The following is a 20229-nucleotide window of genomic DNA, read 5'->3' as shown; positions in this document are numbered from 1 at the left end:
GCGGGCGTGTCGCCGCGACGGGCGGTCACCATCCGCGGTCTCTGATGACCACCGATTGTGCGTTGCCGGTGGCCTGGTCGATGGCGTGAACGCTCAGCACGCCGTTGGCGTCGATGTCGAAGGTGACCTCGATCCGCGGTACGCCCTGCGGCGCCGGGGCGATGCCGGTCAGTTCGAAGGTGGCCAGCTTCCTGTTGTCCGCCGCGATCTCGCGCTCGCCCTGGTGAACCTGGATCTGCACGGACGGCTGGTTGTCCTCGGCGGTGGTGAAGATCTCCGAGCGCTTGGTCGGGATCGTCGTGTTGCGCTCGATGATCCTGGTGAAGACGCCGCCCTTGGTCTCGAGGCCCACGGAGATCGGCAGAACGTCAAGGAGGAAGCCGGTGGTCTCCCCCCGGAACATCCCGGCGTGCAGTGCGGCGCCGATCGAAACGACCTCGTCCGGGTTGACACCCCCTTCGGGCTTCCTGCCAGTCAGCTCCGCGACCAGGCCGGACACGGCCGGCATACGGGTCGAGCCGCCGACCAGGATCACCCGGTCGATCTCGGAGATCCTGATCCCCGCGTCCCTGACGACCTGCTGGAAGGGGCCCTTGCAGCGCTCGAGCAGGTCCGCGCTGATCCGCTGGAACTTCGCCCGGGTCAGCTTCTCCTCCAGATGCAGCGGACCCTCGGAGGACGCGGTGATGTAGGGCAGGCTGATCGTGGTCTCGGTCTGGGCCGACAGCTCGATCTTGGCCTTCTCCGCCGCCTCGCGCAGGCGCTGGAGGACCATTGCGTCCCGCGACAGGTCCACGCCGTGCGCGCGCTTGAAACGGGTCACCAGCTCGTCGACGATCCTCTGGTCCCAGTCGTCGCCACCGAGCCGGTTGTCACCGCTGGTGGCCTTGACCTCGACGAGATCTAGCCGGTCCGAATCGTCGAGGACGGACACCTCGAGGAGGGACACGTCGAGGGTGCCGCCGCCGAGATCGAAGACCAGGACGAGCTGTTCCTGGTCGGTGCCATGGTCCGCGCAGTAGACCAGGGCCGCGGAGGTGGGCTCGTTGATGATGCGCAGCACGTTGAGACCCGCGCTTCGTCCGGCCTCCTTGGTGGCCTGCCGCTGGGCGTCGTCGAAGTACGCAGGGACGGTCACGACCGCGTCGGTGACCGTCTCGCCCAGGTACGCCTCCGCGTCCCGCTTGAGCTTGCGCAGGATGAACGCGCTGATCTGCTGGGGCGTGAACCTCTTGCCGTCGATCTCGATCGACCAGTCCGTGCCCATGCGGCGCTTGACCGAGCGGACGGTCCTGTCGACGTTGGTCACCGCCTGCCGCTTGGCGACCTCGCCGACGAGAACCTCGCCGTTCTTCGCGAACGCGACCACCGACGGCGTGGTCCGCGACCCCTGCCCGTTCATGACGACCACGGGTGTCCCGCCCTCGACGACCGAGACGACGGAGTTGGTCGTGCCCAGGTCGATGCCGACGTAGCGTCCGGTGGGAGTGGCCCGGGAGGAAGAGGCCTGCGGTTCGGTCCTGACCGAGTGCATGGACGCCGGCGCCGTGGGGACGGGCGAGGCGGGACCGGACGGTCCGCGGGCGCTCCGGAGGCTCCATTGGCGGTTGCGCACCAGGCCGATGCGGTCGCCGTTGTCGTACTGGCTGGACCTCGGCTCGGGCATGCCCTGTTTGAGGAGATTTAGCCGAACTATATGTGCTATGTCCGAGAGAGTGAGATATTCGCTCGTGGTCGAAATCCCTTCTCGCAGCACGCGGAGGAGTTGGCCGGTGAACACGGTGTTCCGCTCTCCGGGAAGAGCCAGCGACAGGGCGTTCTTCGCGGATGAGGTCATCACGTACGCGTTGGTCCGGCTGATGTGGGCGTCGAGAAACGACGCGTTGTCGGCCATTCCATGCGCCATGCCGCTGTAACAGCAATCCAGGATCACCACCGCGTTGAGGCAGCGGCGTGTCCGGATGAGGTGGCTCACGTCCGAATACATGACGCTGCGGTACGGCTTGTCCATGGTGGTCGTGGAGAGGGTCAGGCGTAATTCCTGGACGGTGCGCGAGCCGTGCCCGGCGTAATAGATGATGGCGGTGTCGTTCGCCTTACGGGTCGCCTCCGCGATGGCGTCGAGCACGTCGCCCACGTCCCGGGGGTCGAGCAGGGTGGTGCAGTTCTCCTCTGGGAGCCCCCAGAGCTCCGGATCGGTGAGAGTCTGCCGCAGGTCGGCCACGTTGGCGCGGACCGCGGGCAGCGGGGGCCACTCCTGCGGGTCCGCGTAGTCGGCGACACCGATCAGCACCGCACGGGAGCCCCGCGGATCGGGATGGTAGATCATTTCTCCCTTGATTTCGGCTCGGTGAGGTCGAGTTCGCGCAGCAGTTCGATGATCTGCCGCGGATCCCTGGCGGATTTGGCGTCCACTTCCACCGTCCGGTCGCCGTTGGAGATTCTCACGGTGATTCCCGAGGGGCGGCCGCGGAGCCAGCCGAAGACGCCCTCGACCACCGCGACGCCGGCGCCGCCCGTGGTGAACGCCACGAGGAGAGTTTCGGTTATCGGTCCCATCCCGCCTGTCGGCAGGCTTGTGCGGCTTTCTATGGTCGCGCCTCGAAGCGCGTCGTCAATGAGCAGATCTTCCCGTAAGGACTCCAGCTCGACGCCTGTCGATTCGGGTGCGGCGAGCTCGATGGTGAGATTCACGATGCAAGTATCGGCATGCCGCGCAGAGTGGCGCAATGAGTGGAGAAACAGGCCGCGTCCGCGATTCTCCGGCGTGGGCCGGAGCCACTGGTTTCCTCCATTTCCCCGCGAACCTCCCGGGGCTCCCGCTCCTCGCGGGGAGGCTGCGGGGGGTTGCGGCGACCCGGCTGCGGGGGTTGCGGCGACCAGGCGGCCACGATCAAAGTGATGCCCGTGGGCAGTGGGGCTAAAAGACGGGGAAACCCGCGGACGAGAAGGCCGGGCGGTGGCACCCTCCCTGACATGAGGGGACTCCGCGGGGGGCGGGACGAGCCCGGGGCCTCACCGGCCACGGCGTACGGCCCGCAGAACGGTCAAGACGACGGCGACGCGCCGTCGCCGCACGGCTCGGGGCCGGACGGGCTCAGGTATGAGGCGCTGGGGCGGGTCATGGCAGCCCTGTCCGGCGAGGCAGAGACGTTGGAGGCGTGCCGCGACCTCACGTGGTGGCGGGGCACCGACCGCTCCTGGCACATCGAGTGGCGCGACGGCCCGTACGCCGCCGAGGTGGCGGCGCTGCTCCTGGAACGGATCGGCGAGCCGGGCCCGGACGCCGTGCGGGCGGCGCCCGCGGGCCCGGCGACCACGTCGACCGCGATGCTGAACGTGATGGGCGTCACCTTCGTGCTGCGGGCCATCGACCCGTTCGGCATGGAGCCGCTGCGGACCAGGCCCGGCCTGTGGCGGCTGTCGGCGGCGCTGGACGGCCCGGCGGGCCCGGTGGGCACGGGCGGGCGGTCCCGTCAGCACTGGGAGGAACTGCTTGGCGGCTGACATCGGCGGGCCGATATCGGCTCGCCCGTCGTTTACGTGAGGCGGTGGGGCCCCCGGAGTCGATAGCCTTGGGAGCACATCGTCTTCGTCTCGTCCCTCCGGTCGTCTCCGAGGGTCCGCGAGGAGATCCGCATCTCGCTTCCCGAGGAGGCGCCGCGGACGAGACCTCTCACGAGCAAGGAGTAGCCGTGCTGCTGCGTATGTCGACCCTGTTCCTGCGCACCCTGCGTGAGGATCCGGCGGACGCGGAAGTGCCGAGCCACAAGCTGCTCGTCCGCGCCGGCTACATCCGCCGCGTCGCGCCCGGCATCTACTCCTGGCTGCCGCTCGGCAAGATCGTGCTGGAGAACGTCGCGCGGGTCGTGCGCGAGGAGATGGACCGGATGGGCGCGCAGGAGGTGCTGTTCCCCGCGCTGCTGCCCCGGGACTTCTACGAGCCCACGGGCCGCTGGACCGAGTACGGCGACACGCTGTTCCGGCTGAAGGACCGCAAGGGCGCCGACTACCTCCTCGGGCCGACCCACGAGGAGATGTTCACCGACATGGTGAAGGGGGAGTACTCCTCCTACAAGGACTATCCCGTCACCCTCTACCAGATCCAGACCAAATACCGCGACGAGGCCCGGCCCCGGGCGGGCATCCTGCGGGGCCGCGAGTTCGTCATGAAGGACTCCTACTCCTTCGACCTCGACGACGACGGCCTGAAGCGGTCCTACGAGATGCACCGCGAGGCGTACATCCGCATCTTCGAGCGTCTCGGCATCGACTACCGGATCTGCTTCGCGATGTCGGGAGCGATGGGCGGGTCGGCCTCCGAGGAGTTCCTCGCCCCCTGCCCGACCGGTGAGGACACCTTCGTGGCCTGCCACAACTGCGGCTACGCGGCCAACGCCGAGGCCGTCGTCACGCCCGCGCCGCCCGCCGTCACCGCCACGCAGCCGCCCATGCAGGTGCTCGACACGCCCGACACCCCGACGATCGAGTCGCTCGTCTCGTACGTCAACGAGCACCACGGCCTCGGCATCACCGCCGCCGACACGCTGAAGAACCTCGTCGTCAAGGTCCGCACGCCGGGCTCCGACGAGATCAAGACAGTGATCATCGGCGTGCCCGGCGACCGCGAGGTCGACTTCAAGCGCCTGGAGGCGGCGCTTTCGCCCGGCGTGCCGGAGATCTTCGAGGCCGAGGACTTCGCCCGCCACCCCGGCCTGGTGCGCGGCTACATCGGCCCGCAGGTGCTCAGGGACCTGGGGATCACCTACCTGGTCGACCCGCGCGTGGTGGACGGCTCGGCCTGGGTGACGGGCGCCAACGAGCCGGGCAGGCACGCCGCGCACGTGGTCGTGGGCCGCGACTTCCAGCCCGACGGCACGATCGAGGCCGCCGAGGTGCGGGCGGGCGACTCCTGCCCCCGCTGCGCGCACCCGCTGTCGATCGACCGGGGCATCGAGATCGGCCACATCTTCCAGCTCGGCCGCAAGTACGCCGACGCCGCCCAGCTCGACGCGCTCGGGCCCGACGGCAAGCCCATCCGCATCACCATGGGCTCGTACGGCGTCGGCGTGTCCCGGGCGGTGGCCGTGCTCGCCGAGCAGCGCCACGACGAGCTGGGCCTGGTGTGGCCCAGGGAGGTGGCGCCCGCCGACGTGCACATCGTCGGCACCGGCAAGGAGAACCAGATCGAGGTCGCCAGCACGCTCGCCGAGACCCTCGAGGCGCGGGGGCTGCGGGTGCTCGTGGACGACCGTCCCGGTGTGTCGCCCGGCGTCAAGTTCAAGGACTCCGAGCTGCTCGGCCTGCCCACCGTGCTGATCGTCGGCCGGGGCCTGGCCAACGGCGTGGTCGAGCTGCGCGACCGGGTCACCGGGACCAAGGAGGAGATCCCGCTGGACGAGGCCGTCGAGCGGGTGCTGGCCGCCTGCCGGGCCTGATCGCCGCGGACACAGGGCACCGCCGTCCCCCACGGGGGCGGCGGCGCCGCCTTTCGCGGGAGCCGCTCCTTGTGCGGGAGCCGCTCCTGGCCGTGGGTCGTGGCCCGCGCCGCCTACTGGCCGTCCGGCGCGGACGGCTCCGGCTGGACCTCCTGGCCGGGTGCGCCGGCGGACCCCGCCGGTCCCGAGGAGGCCGCCGACGGGGACTCGGCCCCCGGAGTGGGGACGGCGACGTCGAAGTCGGCACCGCCTCGGTCCATGCCCGGGAAGGGGCCGATCTTCGGCTGCCAGCCGTACGCCCGGGTCGCGCACTCCTGCGCGGCCAGCGCGGCGATCCGCCGCAGTGCCGGGTCGCGGTCGGCGGCGAGTTCCAGGTAGGCGGTGGTCACCCGCTGCTCCACCAGCACGGCCAGGCGCACCGCGTCGGCCGGTCCGCGCACCTCGAAGGGCAGGCGGTAGGTGGGGCCGGGCTCGGCGGGCGTGCCGCCCCGCTGGGTGATGAGCGTGCGGAGCTGGTCGCGCCGTGCCCGGTGGGCGTCGAACCCCGCGGTGGCGCGCCTGAGCAGCGCGCCGCTCGTCTTCCCGCCGATCACCCCGTACGCGTACACGGCGGCGTGCTCGGCGGACAGGGCCCGGCCGAGCGCGTCGCCGACCGGTGCCCCGGCCGGCGCTCGGGCGGGCTCGGCCGAGGTCTCAGTCACGCACCCTCCCCAGGGCGACGACGTGGACGGCCTCGCACGCGCCGATGCTCGCCAGGAGCTGGGCGAGCGCGGGGGAGGCCGTGGCCATCTGCGCCGGTCGCGCCGACGCCGCCCGCCGCTCGGCGTCCCTGAGCGCCCCGACGGAGACCGCGGACGGGCGCTCCGACGGGGACGCGGAGGACGACGCCGGCGGCGCGGGGCTCACGGGGAACGTTCCCGTGCCGTTCGCGGCGGGCAGGAGCGCGCGCAGGGCCTGCAGGTGAGCCGCGTGACGCTGGCGGAACGGCTCGAGCGCGGCGGCCCGGGCGGGCAGGGCGGCGACCGCGCGCCCGTAGAGCGACACCAGTTGCTCCTTGCCCGCGATCAACGAGGTGAGCAGCACGGTCTGCGGATCCGGAGGGGCAGTCGCGGCAGGTTTGCGCGGGGCCGAGGAACAACCGGCCGCGGCCAGACCGGTCGCGGCGGCGGAGCCCAGCAACGCGCGTCTCGTCACCTGTGCCCCGCCGCTGTGTCTCACGACACAGCATCGTACGGCGCGCCGCCCACTGGTCATCGCCCGTGACCGTGATGATCGTGCACGTGTCGGGTCGCCGCTCGGGTGTGGCGCTGTTTCCACCTCCCGGTGTCGATAGGCTGTTGGCACATCGGGCTAGGCACACGGTCACAGCCACACGGTCATTGGGAGGTCGGCATGGGCAGCGACGCTCGAAGCGGCCGCCTGGTTGAGCTGCTCGGCCCGGTGGTCGCCGCCGAGGGATTCGACCTGGAGGACGTCACGGTCACACCGGCGGGTCGCCGGCGGCTGGTGCGCGTCGTGGTGGACAGGGACGGCGGCGTGAGCCTGGACGACGTGGCCGACGTGAGCCAGTCCGTCTCCAAGCGGCTGGACGAGGTGGACGTCCTCGGCGGCAGCCCGTACGTCCTCGAGGTCACCTCTCCCGGAGTCGACAGGCCGCTCACCGAGCCGCGCCACTGGCGCCGGGCGCGCGGGCGGCTGGTGAAGGCGGAGCTGCGTGACGGCACCTCCGCGGAGGGCCGTGTGACCGAGGCCGACGAGACCGGCGTGGAGCTGGACGGCGCGCGCCGCATCGCGTACGGCGAGCTGGTGCGCGGCCGGGTGCAGGTCGAGTTCAACCGGCGCGACGCCGGGCTCGACGACGAACTTGATGAGGACCTCGATGTCGACGAAGACATCGACGACGCCGACGACGAGGGCTAGGGGGAGCCTTGTGGACATTGACATGAGCGTCCTGCGCAGCCTGGAGCGGGAGAAGGACATCTCCTTCGACCTGGTCGTCAAGGCGATCGAGGACGCATTGCTGATCGCGTACTTCCGCACGGAGGGCGCGGCACAGAAGGCGCGGGCCGAGCTGGACCGCCACACGGGCCACGTGATCATCTGGGCGGCCGAGCTGGACGAGAACGGGGAGGTCGTGCGGGAGTACGACGACACCCCGTCCAACTTCAGCCGGATCGCCGCGACCACGGCCAAGCAGGTGATCCTCCAGCAGCTGCGCGACGCCGAGGACGAGGTCAACTTCGGCGAGTTCGCCAGCCGCGAGGGCGAGCTGGTCGCGGGCGTCATCCAGCAGGGCAAGGACCCGCGGGTGGTGCTGGTCGACCTCGGCAAGATCGAGGCGATCCTGCCGCACAACGAGCAGGTCCCGGGCGAGGAGTACGCGCACGGCGAGCGCATCCGCTGCTACGTGGTGCAGGTGAAGAAGGGGCCCAAGGGACCGTCGGTCACCCTCTCGCGCACGCATCCCAACCTCGTGAAGAAGCTCTTCGCGCTGGAGGTGCCGGAGATCGCCGACGGCACGGTGGAGATCGCGGCCATCGCCCGCGAGGCCGGCCACCGCACCAAGATCGCGGTGAGGTCGCGCAAGCCCGGCGTCAACGCCAAGGGCGCCTGCATCGGCCCGATGGGCTCGCGCGTGCGCAACGTCATGACGGAGCTGCACGGCGAGAAGATCGACATCATCGACTGGTCGGAGGATCCGGCCGAGTTCGTCGGGAATGCCCTGTCGCCCGCGCGTGTTTCCCGTGTCGAGGTGGTCGACGCCGACAGCCGCACCGCGCGGGTGATCGTGCCCGACTACCAGTTGTCCCTGGCGATCGGCAAGGAGGGCCAGAACGCCCGCCTCGCCAACCGTCTGACGGGCTGGCGGATCGACATCCGGCCGGACACCGAGCAGGCACCTGCTGATCCCGCTGATGCGTCGGCAAGGTAAGCTGGAATATGGTTGCCAGGCAGCCCCGCTGAGAACGTGTGTGGGCTGCCGGGTTCGCACGGTAAAGTCCGAGTTGCTCCGCTTGGTCGTGGTCGAGGGCGTGATCGTCCCCGACACGCGAGGACGGCTCCCGGGACGCGGTGCCTCATTGCACCCGTCCCCGCGCTGTCTGGAGCTCGCCGAGCGTCGTCGGGCGTTCCCACGCGCGTTCCGCGCGCAGGGATCGCTTGACACGTCGCTCTTGCGGGCTCACCTGGAGGGGTTGACTCCGGGGCGGTCCGGGTGAATGGTTACCGCTGGCCCTCGGTATCGGCTCCGGGAGCCAGGGCACAACGAAATTGTCATGTAGGACGCCGAGTTGATGGGCGGAGTCAGATTGCTATGAGCGCCTGATGAGCACGCGGCGATGAGTACGTTCAGGTAGCGACGGTCCGGCGGCACTGCGAGCCTCCCGGGCCGAGTTAGGGAGTGCAGTGGCGAAGGTCCGGGTATACGAGCTCGCCAAGGAGTTCGGGGTCGAGAGCAAGGTCGTCATGGCCAAGCTCACCGAAATGGGCGAGTTCGTGAGGTCGGCGTCCTCGACGATAGAGGCGCCGGTCGTCCGCAAACTGACAGAGGCGTTCAAGGGTGACGTCTCCAAGGGCGGGGGTAAGCCCGCCCGTCCGGCGCAGCCGAAGCCTGCGCCGAGGCCGGCAGAGAGCCAGGCCAACGGGGGCGCCCCACAGGCGCCCGTTTCCCAGTCCACCGGCGCGGTGGCCAAGCCGGGCCCGAAGCCCGGTCCGCGGCCCGCTCCGCGTCCGGTTCCGATGCCTCACCCGCCGGTGTCACAGCCGGACGCGGCGCGCCCCGAGGCCGCCCGTCCGCAGACGCCTCGCCCGGAGTCTCCGCGTCCCGCGGCCGCCGGCCCGAGGTCGGGTGGCCCCGGAGCCGGTGCGCCCAAGCCGGGCCCCAGGCCGGCCCCGGCCCCGCGCCCGGGTGGCGCACCCGCCGGTCCCGGCGCGCCCACCGGTGGCGCTCCGCGCCCCGGCGCGCCCAAGCCGGGTCCGCGCGGCCCGCGTCCGGGCAACAACCCGTTCTCCTCGACCGCAAGCGGCATGGGTCAGCGCCCCGCGCGGCCCGGCGGCCGTGACGGCGGTCGTCCCGACCGCGGGGACCGTCCCGAGCGTGGCGACGGCGCCCCCCGCGAGCCGCGTCGTGACGGCGCGCGCGACGGTGCCATGCCGCGTCCGCCGGGCGCGCGTTCCGGCGCTCCGGGCGCCGGCGGCCCGCGTCCCGGACCCGCGGGTCCGCGTCCCGGGCCGGGCATGGGCGGTCCGCGTCCGGGCCCCGGGGCGGGTGGTCCGCGTCCCGGTGGTCCGCGTCCGAACCCGATGATGATGCCGCAGGGCCGTCCGGCCGCGCCGGGCGGCGGTGGCCCTCGTCCCGGTGGCGGCGGCGGTCGTCCCGGTGGTCCCGGCGGCGGCGGCCGTCCGGGCGGCGGCGGCGGTCGTCCCGGTGGGGGCTTCGGCGGTCCGCGTCCCGGCGGTGCCACGGGTGCCGGTCGTCCCGGTGGTCCCGGCGGCGGTCCTGGCGGTGGCGGCGGCGGTTTCGCCGGCCGTCCGGGCGGTGGCGGCGGCCGTGGCCGCGGTGGCGGCACGGCGGGCGCCTTCGGGCGTCCGGGAGGCCGTCCGACCCGTGGCCGCAAGTCCAAGCGCCAGAGGCGCCAGGAGTTCGACAACATGCAGGCCCCGGCGATCGGCGGCGTGCAGGTTCCGCGTGGCGGCGGCCAGATCATCCGCCTCCCGCGTGGCGCGTCCCTGTCGGACTTCGCCGACCGGATCGGCGCCAACCCCGCCTCGCTCGTGCAGATCATGCTGCACCTCGGCGAGATGGTGACGGCGACCCAGTCGGTCAACGAGGAGACGCTGCAGCTTCTCGGCGCCGAGCTGGACTACAACGTCCAGGTCGTCAGCCCGGAGGAGGAGGACCGCGAGCTCCTCGAGTCCTTCAAGATCGAGTTCGGTGAGGACGAGGGCGACGAGGCCGACCTCGCGCCGCGCCCGCCGGTCGTGACCGTCATGGGTCACGTCGACCACGGTAAGACGAAGCTGCTCGACGCGATCCGCCACACCAACGTGGTGGCCCGCGAGGCCGGCGGCATCACCCAGCACATCGGCGCCTACCAGGTGGCGACGACGCACGAGGGCGAGCAGCGGAAGATCACCTTCATCGACACCCCGGGTCACGAGGCGTTCACCGCCATGCGTGCCCGTGGTGCGCAGGCCACCGACATCGCGGTGCTGGTGGTCGCGGCCGACGACGGTGTGAAGCCGCAGACCATCGAGGCGCTGAACCACGCCCAGGCGGCGAACGTCCCGGTCGTGGTGGCGGTCAACAAGATCGACAAGGAGGGCGCGGACCCGACCAAGGTGCGGGCCCAGCTCACCGAGTACGGCCTGGTGGCCGAGGAGTTCGGTGGCTCCACCCTGTTCGTGGACATCTCCGCCAAGCAGGGCGTCGGCATCGACAACCTGCTCGAGGCCATCCTGCTGACCGCGGACGCCGAGCTCGACCTGCGGGCCAACCCGGAGATGGACGCCCAGGGCCTCGCGATCGAGGCGCACCTCGACAAGGGCCGCGGCCCGGTGGCGACCGTGCTCGTGCAGCGCGGCACGCTGCGGGTGGGCGACTCGATCGTCTGTGGTGAGGCGTTCGGCCGCGTCCGCGCCATGCTGGACGACAACGGCGAGACGGTCGACGAGGCCGACCCGTCGCGTCCGGTCCTGGTCCTCGGTCTGACGGCCGTCCCGCGCGCCGGTGACAACTTCATCGTCGTCACCGACGACCGCATGGCCCGCCAGATCGCCCAGCAGCGGGCGGCCAGGCAGCGGATCGCCGACATGGCCAAGTCCGGCCGCCGGCGCACCCTCGAGGAGCTGTTCAAGGACCTCGAGAAGGGCCAGGTCGACGAGCTCAAGCTCATCATCAAGGGTGACGTCTCCGGTTCCGTCGAGGCCCTGGAGGACGCGCTGCTCAAGATCGACGTCGGCGAGGAGGTGCGCCTGCGGGTGCTCCACCGCGCGGTCGGCGCCATCACCGAGCACGACGTCAACCTGGCGATGGGCGACGACAACGCCGTCATCATCGGCTTCAACGTGCGTCCCGAGGTGCGGGCGCGCGACCTGGCCGAGCGCGAGGGCGTGGACATCCGGTACTACTCGGTCATCTACCAGGCGATCGAGGAGATCGAGGCGGCCCTCAAGGGCATGCTCAAGCCGGAGTTCGAGGAGGTCAGGACCGGCACCGCCGAGATCCGCGAGGTCTTCAAGGTCCCGAAGATCGGCAACGTCGCCGGTTCGATCGTCCGCTCGGGCGTGATCACCCGCAACAGCAAGGCCCGGCTCATCCGCGACGGCGTCGTGGTGGCCGACAACCTCACCGTCTCGTCGCTGCGCCGCTTCAAGGACGACGCGACCGAGGTCCGCGAGGGCTTCGAGTGCGGTATCGGTATCGGCTACAGCGACATCAAGCTCGAGGACGTCATCGAGACGTTCGAGATGCAGGAGAAGCCGCGCGTCTGACGCTCCGTCCCGCCGCCCCCGCCACGCGCGGGGGCGGCGGCCGGGCGTCCGTGACGTGGTGACAACGCATGTTCATCGGTGCTCTTACTCTTGACATCCTGCTGGGCGACGTCCACTCGCTGAAGCAGAAGCGCTCGGTGGTCCGGCCGCTCATCGCCGAGATCCAGCGGAAGTACCCCGCCGTCGCCGTCGCCGAGGCGGGCCACCTCGACCTGCACCGGCGCGCCGAGATCGGCGTCGCCGTGATATCGGCGTCCGCGGCCAACTGCGACGAGGTGCTGGACGCCTGCGAACGCCTGGTCGCCTACCACCCCGAGATCGAGTTGCTGTCCGCGCGGCGGCGGCTCTTCAACGACCACGAGGAATAGACGCCGGGGCCCGCGCGTCAGCCGTACAGATACGAGGGAGCGTGAGCATGGACGCAGCGCGTGCCAGGAAGCTGGCCGATCGCATCCAGCAGGTGGTCGCGGAGATGCTGGAGCGGCGGATCAAGGATCCGCGGCTGGGGTTCGTGACGGTGACGGACGCGAGGGTCACCGCGGACCTGAGCGACGCGACCGTCTACTACACGGTCTTCGGCTCCGAGGCGGAGCGCGCCGACACGGCCGCCGCCCTGGAGAGCGCGAAGGGCATCATCCGGTCGGAGGTCGGCCGGCAGACCGGCCTGCGGCACACCCCCGGCCTCACGTTCGTGCACGACCCGCTCCCCGACAGCGCCCGTCACATGAACGACCTGTTCGAGCTGGCGAAGGCCAAGGACGCGGAGATCGCCCGCCAGGCGGAGGGCGCGCAGTTCGCCGGGGACTCCGACCCCTACCGCTTCGAGGAGGACCTCGACGCCGAGGCGGCCGAGGAGGCGGGCGAGGACGAGCCCACCGGCCAGGCGGGGCGCCCCGCCCGGTGACCACGAACGAAAGCGCCGCCGGCGAGGCGGACTGGCGGCGCGCGACCGAACTGATCCGTGCGGCCGACACGCCGGCGCTCGCCTGCCACGTGTCCCCGGACGCGGACGCCCTCGGCTCGATGCTGGGCCTCGGGCTGGCGCTTGCGCGTACGGGCAAGAAGGTCGTCGCGTCCTTCGGTGACCGCGTGTTCGCCGTGCCCCGGCTGCTGCGGTTCGTGCCCGGGCAGCACCTGCTGGTGGAGCCCTCGGCCTACCCCGCCGAGCCCGACCTGATGATCACCTTCGACGCCTCCACGATGGAGCGGCTGGGCCTGCTCACGCCCCACGCGGGCAAGGCCGGCGAACTCCTCGTGATCGACCATCACGTGTCGAACACCCGCTTCGGGACGGTCCACCTCGTGGATCCCGGGGCCGCCTCGACCACGATGATCGTCGAGGAGCTCATCAACCGGCTCGGCCTCCCGATCGACCGGGAGGTCGCCACCTGCCTGTACGCGGGGCTGGTGACCGACACCGGCTCCTTCCGGCACTCCATCACCAGCCCGGCCGCGCACGCCATGGCCGGCCGGTTGCTGGCCACGGGGCTGCGCCCGGAGGAGATCGCCAGGGACCTGTGGGACCGCTCGCCGTTCGCGTACCTGCGGGTGCTCGGCACGGCGCTCGGGCGGGCCACCCTGGAGCCGGACGCCGTAGGCGGCCTGGGGCTGGTGTGGACCTACGTGACCCGCGCCGACCGCGCCGCGGAGGGCCTGCCGTACGACGAGGTGGAAGGCATGATCGACGTCGTGCGCCGGGTCGACGAGGCGGAGGTCGCGGTCGTGCTCAAGGAGGACGACGAGGGCGGCTGGAACGTCTCGACCCGGTCGAAGGGCGCGGTGGACGTGGCCCGGGCCTGCGCCGCGCTCGGCGGCGGCGGTCACCCGCGTGCCGCCGGGTTCTCCTCGGCGCTGTCCGTGGCGGACACGATGGCCGCCCTGCGTCCCCTCCTCGCTCCGGAAGGGAGCCGGTCGTGAGCACGGCCAAAGCCAGAAGGACCCCGCCGCCGAGCGGTCTGATCATCGTGGACAAGCCCGCCGACTGGACGTCGCACGACGTCGTGGGCAAGATGCGCGGCATCGCGGGGACCCGCAAGGTCGGCCACGCGGGCACGCTCGACCCGATGGCCACCGGCGTGCTGGTGATCGGGGTGGAGAAGGCGACCCGCCTCCTCGGGCACCTCGCGCTGACCGAGAAGGTCTACGAGGCGACGATCCGCCTCGGCGTGACGACGAACACCGACGACGCCGAGGGCGAGGTGGTCGCCACCACCCTCGCCGGGCACGTCACCGACGAGCAGGTGCGCAAGGGCGTCGCCGCGCTCTCCGGCGAGATCATGCAGGTGCCGCCGCAGGTGAGCGCCATCAAGGTCGACGGGCAGCGGGCCTACAAGCGGGCCCGCGCCGGCGAGGAGGTGGCGCTGGCCGCTCGGCCGGTCACGATCCACGCGTTCGAGGTCGGGGAGATCCGGCGGACCCCGGAGACGGTGGACCTGGACGCCGTGATCACCTGCTCCAGCGGCACCTACATCCGGGCGCTGGCCCGCGACCTCGGTGCGTCGCTCGGCGTCGGCGGCCATCTCACCCGGCTGCGCCGCACCCGGGTCGGGCCGTACGGCATCGAGGCGGCGCGCACGATCGAGGACCTCGCCCGGGAGTGCGTGATCATGCCCATGGCCGACGCGGTGGCGGCGGCCTTCCCCCGCAGGGACGTGGGCGAGGACGAGGCGCGGCTGGTCGCGCACGGCGGGAGGCTGCGCGCGGCGGGCCTCGGGACGGGCCCGATCGGCGTCTTCGGGCCCGACGGCGCGCTGCTCGCGCTCGCCGAGGAGCGCGGCGGGACGGCCAGGCCTCTGGTGGTCTTCGCCTCCTGACGTCGGGGGCTGGTTCCCCGGCACCCCGCGGGGCATGGCAGTCTTGTCTACTGCGCTTCCGATGCGGGGCAACTCAGCCGCCTTGCCGAAGGCGAGGCAATCAGACACGAAGCGAGGTCGAGGTGCAGAGCTGGCACGGGCTGGACGAGGTCCCGCAGGACTGGGGCAGGTCCGTCGTCACGATCGGCGTGTTCGACGGTGTGCATCTCGGTCACCAGCGGATGGTGGCCCGCGCGGTCGACATGGCCCGCGATCTGGAGCTGCCCGCCGTGGCGGTCACCTTCGACCCGCACCCCGACGAGGTCGTGCGGCCCGGCAGTCATCCGCCGCGGCTCACCACCACCGACCGCCGGGCCGAGTTGCTCTTCGCGCTGGGCGTGGACGCGGTGTGCGTGCTGCCGTTCACGCTGGAGTTCTCCCGGATGTCGCCGGACGAGTTCGTCCAGACGGCTCTGGTCGACCGGCTGCACGCGGCGGGGGTCGTGGTGGGGGAGAACTTCCGCTTCGGCCACAAGGCGTCGGGCGACCTGGAGACGCTGCGGACGCTGGGGGAGAAGTACGACTTCCAGGCCGAGGGCGTGCCCCTGGTCAGCGACGGCGACGCCATCTCCTCCACGGTGATCCGGGAGCGGCTGGCCGTGGGTGACGTCGCGGGCGCGGCCGTCCTGCTGGGCCGCCCGCACCGGGTCGAGGGCGTGGTGGTCCGGGGCCACCAGCGCGGCCGGGCGCTCGGCTTCCCCACCGCCAACGTCGAGTCGCCGCAGCACACCGCCATCCCCGCCGAGGGTGTCTACGCGGGATGGCTGCAGTGCACCCAGAGCCCCTCGCCGTACGAGGGGGAGCGCTGGCCGGCCGCGATCTCGATCGGGACCAACCCCACGTTCGACGGGGTGGAGCGCACGGTCGAGGCGTACGCGCTGGACCGCGACGACCTGGACCTGTACGGCGCGCACGTGGCCGTGGACTTCGGCGAGCGGCTGCGCGACACGCTCAGGTTCGACTCGATCGAGGCGCTGATCGAGCAGATGCACGACGACGTCGCCAGGGCCCGCGAGTTCGCCTCCTGAACCAGCGGCTCCTGAACCTGCTGCGTGGCGCGTCGTGACTGGATGTGTCCGACGAGCTGGTAGGGTTGTATGTCAGCCATGCTCAGGTGGTGTGAGCCACCCGGCTGTCCTGTCACGGCGACTGTAGGCACGCACGGTCGTTCGCGGGATGGGAACCGTTGCGCGTGCCATTTCACCAGAACGGAGAAGCAGTGTCGCTTGACGCCGCTACCACCAAGTCCATCATCAGCGAGTACGGCACCACCGAGGGTGACACCGGGTCGCCGGAGGTCCAGATCGCGCTTCTGAGCAAGCGGATCAGCGACCTCACCGAGCACCTGAAGACGCACAAGCACGACCACCACAGCCGTCGTGGTCTGCTCCTGCTGGTGGGCCGCCGTCGCCGGCTGCTGAAGTACCTGCAGGCCAAGGACATCACCCGCTACCGCTCCCTCATTGAGCGGCTGGGCCTTCGCCGATAAGGTGAGGAAGGAGCGGCGATTCTTCGCCGCTCCTTTTCCATAACCGGCCACAATGGCCTGAGCACAACAACCGAATAGCCGAGACCAAGTGCCCCGCGTCCGCAAGCAAGCCGCAGCGCGATCCCGCGGCGTGAGAGGGCCGGTCCTCGGTAGTGGCCCCCGGTCGGCACGGCGACAGCCGTGCGGACGGACCGGGCGCTTCGATCGAAGACCGGCACTGCACCTGAACGGGGAGCCCGGCGACGCAGGACGCGGGAGACCGACCCGAAGAGGAGGTCCCCCGTGGAGGGTGTCCACAGCACAGAGGCCGTTATCGACAACGGTCCCTTCGGCACGCGCACGATCAGGTTCGAGACCGGGCGGCTGGCCCGGCAGGCGGCGGGCAGCGCCGTCGCCTACCTGGACGACGAGACGATGATCCTGTCCGCGACCACCGCGTCCAAGCATCCCAAGGAGAACCTGGACTTCTTCCCGCTGACGGTCGACGTCGAAGAGCGGATGTACGCGGCCGGCCGCATCCCCGGCTCGTTCTTCCGCCGGGAGGGCAGGCCGTCCGAGGATGCGATCCTCACCTGCCGTCTCATCGACCGGCCGCTGCGCCCGTCGTTCGTGAAGGGCCTGCGCAACGAGATCCAGATCGTCGCGACGGTCATGGCCCTGCACCCCGAGCACCTGTACGACGTGATCGCGATCAACGCCGCGAGCATGTCCACGCAGCTCGCCGGGCTGCCGTTCTCCGGCCCGATCGGCGGCGTGCGCGTCGCGCTGATCGACGGCCAGTGGGTGGCGTTCCCGACCCACACCGACCTGGAGCGCGCCACGTTCGACATGGTCGTCGCCGGGCGCGTCCTGGCCGACGGCGACGTCGCGATCATGATGGTCGAGGCCGAGTCGACCCGCGACACGCTCAAGCTGGTCGCCGATGGCGCGGTCGCCCCGACCGAGGAGGCCGTGGCCCAGGGCCTGGAGGCCGCCAAGCCGTTCATCAAGGTGCTCTGCGAGGCCCAGTCGAAGCTGGCCGAGGTCGCCGCCAAGCCGACCGCCGAGTACCCGATCTTCCTCGACTACCAGGACGACGCCCTGGAGGCCGTGACCGCCGCCGTGAAGAGCGAGCTCGCCTCGGCGCTGACGATCGCGGGCAAGCAGGAGCGCGAGCTGGAGATCGAGCGGGTCAAGATGCTGGCGGCGGAGAAGCTGCTGCCCGACTTCGAGGGCCGTGAGAAGGAGATCGGCGCCGCGTTCCGGTCGCTCACCAAGAAGCTGATGCGCGAGCGCGTCATCAGCGAGGGCGTCCGCATCGACGGCCGTGGGCCGAAGGACATCCGGCAGCTCAACGCCGAGGTCCACGTGGTGCCGCGGGTGCACGGGTCGGCCCTGTTCGAGCGGGGTGAGACGCAGATCCTCGGCATCACGACGCTGAACATGCTGCGCATGGAGCAGATGATCGACACGCTCAATCCCGAGCGGACCAAGCGCTACATGCACAACTACAACTTCCCGCCGTACTCCACGGGCGAGACGGGCCGCGTCGGTTCGCCGAAGCGCCGCGAGATCGGCCACGGCGCGCTGGCCGAGCGGGCGCTGATCCCCGTGCTGCCGTCGCGCGAGGAGTTCCCGTACGCCATCCGCCAGGTGTCGGAGGCGCTCGGATCGAACGGCTCGACCTCCATGGGGTCGGTCTGCGCCTCCACGATGGCCCTGCTCGACGCGGGCGTCCCGCTCAAGGAGATGGTCGCCGGCATCGCGATGGGCCTCATCGGTGAGGGTGACACCTACGTCACGCTGACCGACATCCTCGGCGCCGAGGACGCCATGGGCGACATGGACTTCAAGGTCGCCGGCACCAAGGACGTCATCACCGCGCTGCAGCTGGACACCAAGCTGGACGGCATCCCGGCCAGCGTGCTGGCCGCCGCGCTGAAGCAGGCGAGGGGCGCCCGGCTGGCGATCCTCGACGTGATGCAGGAGGCGATCGACTCCCCGGCGGAGATGAACCCGACCGCGCCGCGCATCATCACGATCAAGGTCCCGGTAGACAAGATCGGCGAGGTCATCGGCCCGAAGGGCAAGATGATCAACCAGATCCAGGACGACACGGGCGCCGAGATCACCATCGAGGACGACGGCACGATCTACATCGGCGCCACCGACGGCCCGTCCGCCGAGGCCGCCCGTACGCTGATCAACGGCATCGCGAACCCGCACATGCCGGAGGTCGGCGAGCGTTACCTGGGCACGGTCGTCAAGATCGCCGCCTTCGGCGCGTTCGTCTCGCTGCTGCCGGGCAAGGACGGCCTGCTGCACGTCTCGCAGATCCGCAAGCTGCACGGCGGCCGCCGGATCGAGAACGTCGAGGACGTCATGAACGTCGGCGAGAAGATCCAGGTGGAGATCGCCGAGATCGACTCGCGTGGCAAGCTCTCGCTGGTCCCGGTCGAGGTGGTCGAGAAGGAGGCCGCCGAGAAGGCCGCCGCGGACGAGAACGGCGAGGCCGCGCCCGCTCCGGCGGAGGCCGCCGCCGCACCGGCGGATGAGGAGCAGCCGCGAACGCCGCGGCGCAGCCGCAGCCGCACCCGTGGCGGTCGGGACGAGCGCAACTCGTGACGACCGAGACACTGTTCCCGGGCAAGGACGGTGCGGGGGTCATCCGCCGCACCGTCCTCCCCGGCGGCCTGCGGGTCGTGACCGAGACGATGCCGACCGTGCGCAGTGTGGCGGTCGGCCTCTGGGTGGGCATCGGGTCGCGCGACGAGGCCCCCGAGCACACGGGGGCCACCCACTTCCTGGAGCACCTGCTCTTCAAGGGCACGCCCACGCGCGACGCCATGGAGATCTCGGCGTCCATCGAGGGCATCGGCGGTGAGATCAACGCGTTCACCGCCAAGGAGTACACCTGCTACTACGCCCGGGTGCTCGACGAGGACCTGCCGCTGGCGATCGACGTGCTCGCCGACGTGGTGACCTCCTCGCTGATCACCGAGGAGGACGTGGAGTCGGAGCGCGGCGTGATCCTGGAGGAGATCGCCATGCACGACGACGACCCCTCCGACGTGGTGCACGAGCAGTTCTCCGCCGAGCTGTACGGCGACACGCCGATCGGCCGCCCGATCCTCGGCAACGAGGAGTCGATCAACGCGCTCACCCGTGACCGCATCCGCGAGTACTACCAGCGGTTCTACGTCCCGCCCCGCACGGTCGTCTCGGTGGCGGGCAACATCGACCACGAGCGGGTGGTCGCACTGGTCGCGGCGGCGTACGAGCGGGCGGGCGCGCTGGGCGGCTCCGCCGCGCCCGCGTCCCCGCGCATCGGCGGCCCCGGCGTGGACGTCAGGACCGGTGTCCGGGTGCTCGACCGGCCCACCGAGCAGGCCAACCTGGTCCTCGGCATGACCGCCTTCCACCGCAACGACGACCGGCGCTTCGCCCTCGGCGTCCTGAACGCCGCGCTTGGCGGCGGCATGTCGTCGCGCCTGTTCCAGGAGATCCGGGAGAAGCGCGGCCTGGCCTACAGCGCCTACAGCTACACCTCGCAGTACGCCGACACCGGCCAGTTCGGCATCTACGTGGGCTGCCTGCCCTCGAAGGTGGACGACGTGCTGAAGATCTGCCGTGACGAGGTGGCCAGGGTCGTGGCCGAGGGGATCAGCGCCGAGGAGATCGCCCGCGGCAAGGGCCAGATGCGCGGCGGACTGGTGCTCGGCCTGGAGGACACCGGCTCGCGCATGTCCAGGATCGGCAAGAGCGAGCTCGTGTACGAGCGGCTCATGACGGTCGACGAGGTGCTCGGGCGGATCGAGGCGGTCACCCCCGAGGAGATCACCGCGGTCGCGGAGGACATCCTCAAGCGGCCGCTGACGCTCGCGGTGATCGGTCCCTACACCGACAAGGACTTCGGCTCCGCCATCGCCTGACGTGCCGTTGGAGGCCGCGCCGGTGCTCTTCCGCACCGGCGCGGCCT

17 protein-coding genes and 2 pseudogenes are annotated in these 20229 nt (G+C 71.1%); 14 read left to right on the top strand and 5 right to left on the bottom strand.

Going from position 1 to position 20229, the window contains the following annotated elements:
- Nucleotides 1-43: 43 nt before the first annotated feature.
- From dnaK to QSK36_RS16875, 3 genes and pseudogenes are all read right to left on the bottom strand, one after another.
- Nucleotides 44-1534, bottom strand: a pseudogene (gene dnaK, locus QSK36_RS16885) (molecular chaperone DnaK); the annotation flags it as partial.
- Between the two features lie 156 nt (nt 1535-1690).
- Nucleotides 1691-2329: pseudogene (locus QSK36_RS16880) on the bottom strand (caspase family protein); the annotation flags it as partial.
- Complete coding sequence (locus QSK36_RS16875; RefSeq protein WP_183535692.1) at nt 2326-2694, bottom strand: effector-associated constant component EACC1; 369 nt, start codon at nt 2692-2694, stop codon at nt 2326-2328. The gene QSK36_RS16875 and the pseudogene QSK36_RS16880, both read right to left, overlap by 4 nt.
- A 282-nt stretch (nt 2695-2976) precedes the next feature.
- On the opposite strand from QSK36_RS16875, the gene QSK36_RS16870 reads away from it, so the two are divergent.
- Together QSK36_RS16870 and QSK36_RS16865 are read left to right on the top strand one after the other, a co-directional pair.
- Nucleotides 2977-3507 (top strand): hypothetical protein, encoded by a 531-nt coding sequence (locus QSK36_RS16870; RefSeq protein ID WP_183535694.1) that lies wholly within the window; start codon nt 2977-2979, stop codon nt 3505-3507.
- 188 nt (nt 3508-3695) lie between these two features.
- On the top strand, nt 3696-5438 hold the full coding sequence (locus tag QSK36_RS16865) for a proline--tRNA ligase (RefSeq protein WP_183535696.1): 1743 nt from the start codon (nt 3696-3698) through the stop codon (nt 5436-5438).
- Between the two features lie 113 nt (nt 5439-5551).
- On the opposite strand, the gene QSK36_RS16860 is transcribed toward QSK36_RS16865, so the two are convergent.
- Both QSK36_RS16860 and QSK36_RS16855 read right to left on the bottom strand, forming a co-directional pair.
- Nucleotides 5552-6139 carry a ferritin-like domain-containing protein gene (locus QSK36_RS16860; RefSeq protein WP_183535698.1) on the bottom strand — a complete coding sequence of 196 codons (588 nt, stop codon included), beginning with the start codon at nt 6137-6139 and terminating at the stop codon, nt 5552-5554.
- Entirely contained in the window at nt 6132-6656 is a 525-nt protein-coding gene (locus tag QSK36_RS16855) for a hypothetical protein (protein WP_285783038.1), read from the bottom strand. Before QSK36_RS16855 ends, QSK36_RS16860 begins: the two co-directional genes overlap by 8 nt.
- Before the next feature lie 174 nt (nt 6657-6830).
- Between QSK36_RS16855 and rimP the strand changes: the two genes are divergently transcribed.
- The 12 genes from rimP (at nt 6831) to QSK36_RS16795 (ending at nt 20182) form a co-directional block, all read left to right on the top strand.
- Nucleotides 6831-7358 carry a ribosome maturation factor RimP gene (gene rimP, locus QSK36_RS16850; protein ID WP_183535702.1) on the top strand — a complete coding sequence of 176 codons (528 nt, stop codon included), beginning with the start codon at nt 6831-6833 and terminating at the stop codon, nt 7356-7358.
- Between the two features lie 22 nt (nt 7359-7380).
- Nucleotides 7381-8370: a transcription termination factor NusA gene (gene nusA, locus QSK36_RS16845; protein WP_285783037.1), complete on the top strand. Its 990-nt coding sequence runs from the start codon at nt 7381-7383 to the stop codon at nt 8368-8370.
- Nucleotides 8354-8656, top strand: a complete 303-nt coding sequence (locus tag QSK36_RS16840) for a YlxR family protein (RefSeq protein ID WP_182897648.1) — start codon at nt 8354-8356, stop codon at nt 8654-8656. Before nusA ends, QSK36_RS16840 begins: the two co-directional genes overlap by 17 nt.
- A gap of 187 nt (nt 8657-8843) precedes the next feature.
- Nucleotides 8844-11930 (top strand): translation initiation factor IF-2, encoded by a 3087-nt coding sequence (infB, locus tag QSK36_RS16835; protein ID WP_183535706.1) that lies wholly within the window; start codon nt 8844-8846, stop codon nt 11928-11930.
- A gap of 68 nt (nt 11931-11998) precedes the next feature.
- Entirely contained in the window at nt 11999-12298 is a 300-nt protein-coding gene (locus QSK36_RS16830; RefSeq protein WP_183535708.1) for a DUF503 domain-containing protein, read from the top strand.
- 47 nt (nt 12299-12345) lie between these two features.
- Nucleotides 12346-12834, top strand: coding sequence for a 30S ribosome-binding factor RbfA (gene rbfA, locus QSK36_RS16825; protein ID WP_183535710.1), 489 nt, complete (start codon nt 12346-12348; stop codon nt 12832-12834).
- On the top strand, nt 12831-13847 hold the full coding sequence (locus QSK36_RS16820; protein WP_183535712.1) for a DHH family phosphoesterase: 1017 nt from the start codon (nt 12831-12833) through the stop codon (nt 13845-13847). The genes rbfA and QSK36_RS16820 overlap by 4 nt, the downstream gene beginning before the upstream one ends.
- Nucleotides 13844-14743: a tRNA pseudouridine(55) synthase TruB gene (truB, locus tag QSK36_RS16815; protein ID WP_285783036.1), complete on the top strand. Its 900-nt coding sequence runs from the start codon at nt 13844-13846 to the stop codon at nt 14741-14743. Before QSK36_RS16820 ends, truB begins: the two co-directional genes overlap by 4 nt.
- Nucleotides 14744-14865: 122 nt before the next feature.
- Entirely contained in the window at nt 14866-15810 is a 945-nt protein-coding gene (locus tag QSK36_RS16810) for a bifunctional riboflavin kinase/FAD synthetase (RefSeq protein ID WP_183535716.1), read from the top strand.
- A 191-nt stretch (nt 15811-16001) separates the two neighbouring features.
- Entirely contained in the window at nt 16002-16271 is a 270-nt protein-coding gene (gene rpsO / locus QSK36_RS16805; protein WP_139576065.1) for a 30S ribosomal protein S15, read from the top strand.
- A 282-nt stretch (nt 16272-16553) separates the two neighbouring features.
- Nucleotides 16554-18875: a polyribonucleotide nucleotidyltransferase gene (locus QSK36_RS16800; protein ID WP_285783035.1), complete on the top strand. Its 2322-nt coding sequence runs from the start codon at nt 16554-16556 to the stop codon at nt 18873-18875.
- A complete protein-coding gene (locus QSK36_RS16795) occupies nt 18872-20182 on the top strand; it encodes a M16 family metallopeptidase (RefSeq protein ID WP_183535720.1) in 1311 nt (436 codons plus the stop codon). The genes QSK36_RS16800 and QSK36_RS16795 overlap by 4 nt, the downstream gene beginning before the upstream one ends.
- Nucleotides 20183-20229 lie beyond the last annotated feature (47 nt).

The sequence above is a fragment of the Microbispora sp. NBRC 16548 genome (assembly GCF_030268985.1).
Lineage (GTDB): Bacteria > Actinomycetota > Actinomycetes > Streptosporangiales > Streptosporangiaceae > Microbispora > Microbispora catharanthi.
This window is presented reverse-complemented; position numbering and strand designations above follow the sequence as displayed.

What these genes read in the sequence shown, in the direction of transcription:
- QSK36_RS16870 (WP_183535694.1), top strand. Translation starts at nt 2,977, where the DNA reads ATGAGGGGACTCCGCGGGGGGCGGGACGAGCCCGGGGCCTCACCGGCC.
- rimP (WP_183535702.1), top strand. Translation starts at nt 6,831, where the DNA reads ATGGGCAGCGACGCTCGAAGCGGCCGCCTGGTTGAGCTGCTCGGCCCG.
- nusA (WP_285783037.1), top strand. Translation starts at nt 7,381, where the DNA reads ATGAGCGTCCTGCGCAGCCTGGAGCGGGAGAAGGACATCTCCTTCGAC.
- QSK36_RS16840 (WP_182897648.1), top strand. Translation starts at nt 8,354, where the DNA reads ATGCGTCGGCAAGGTAAGCTGGAATATGGTTGCCAGGCAGCCCCGCTG.
- QSK36_RS16830 (WP_183535708.1), top strand. Translation starts at nt 11,999, where the DNA reads ATGTTCATCGGTGCTCTTACTCTTGACATCCTGCTGGGCGACGTCCAC.
- rbfA (WP_183535710.1), top strand. Translation starts at nt 12,346, where the DNA reads ATGGACGCAGCGCGTGCCAGGAAGCTGGCCGATCGCATCCAGCAGGTG.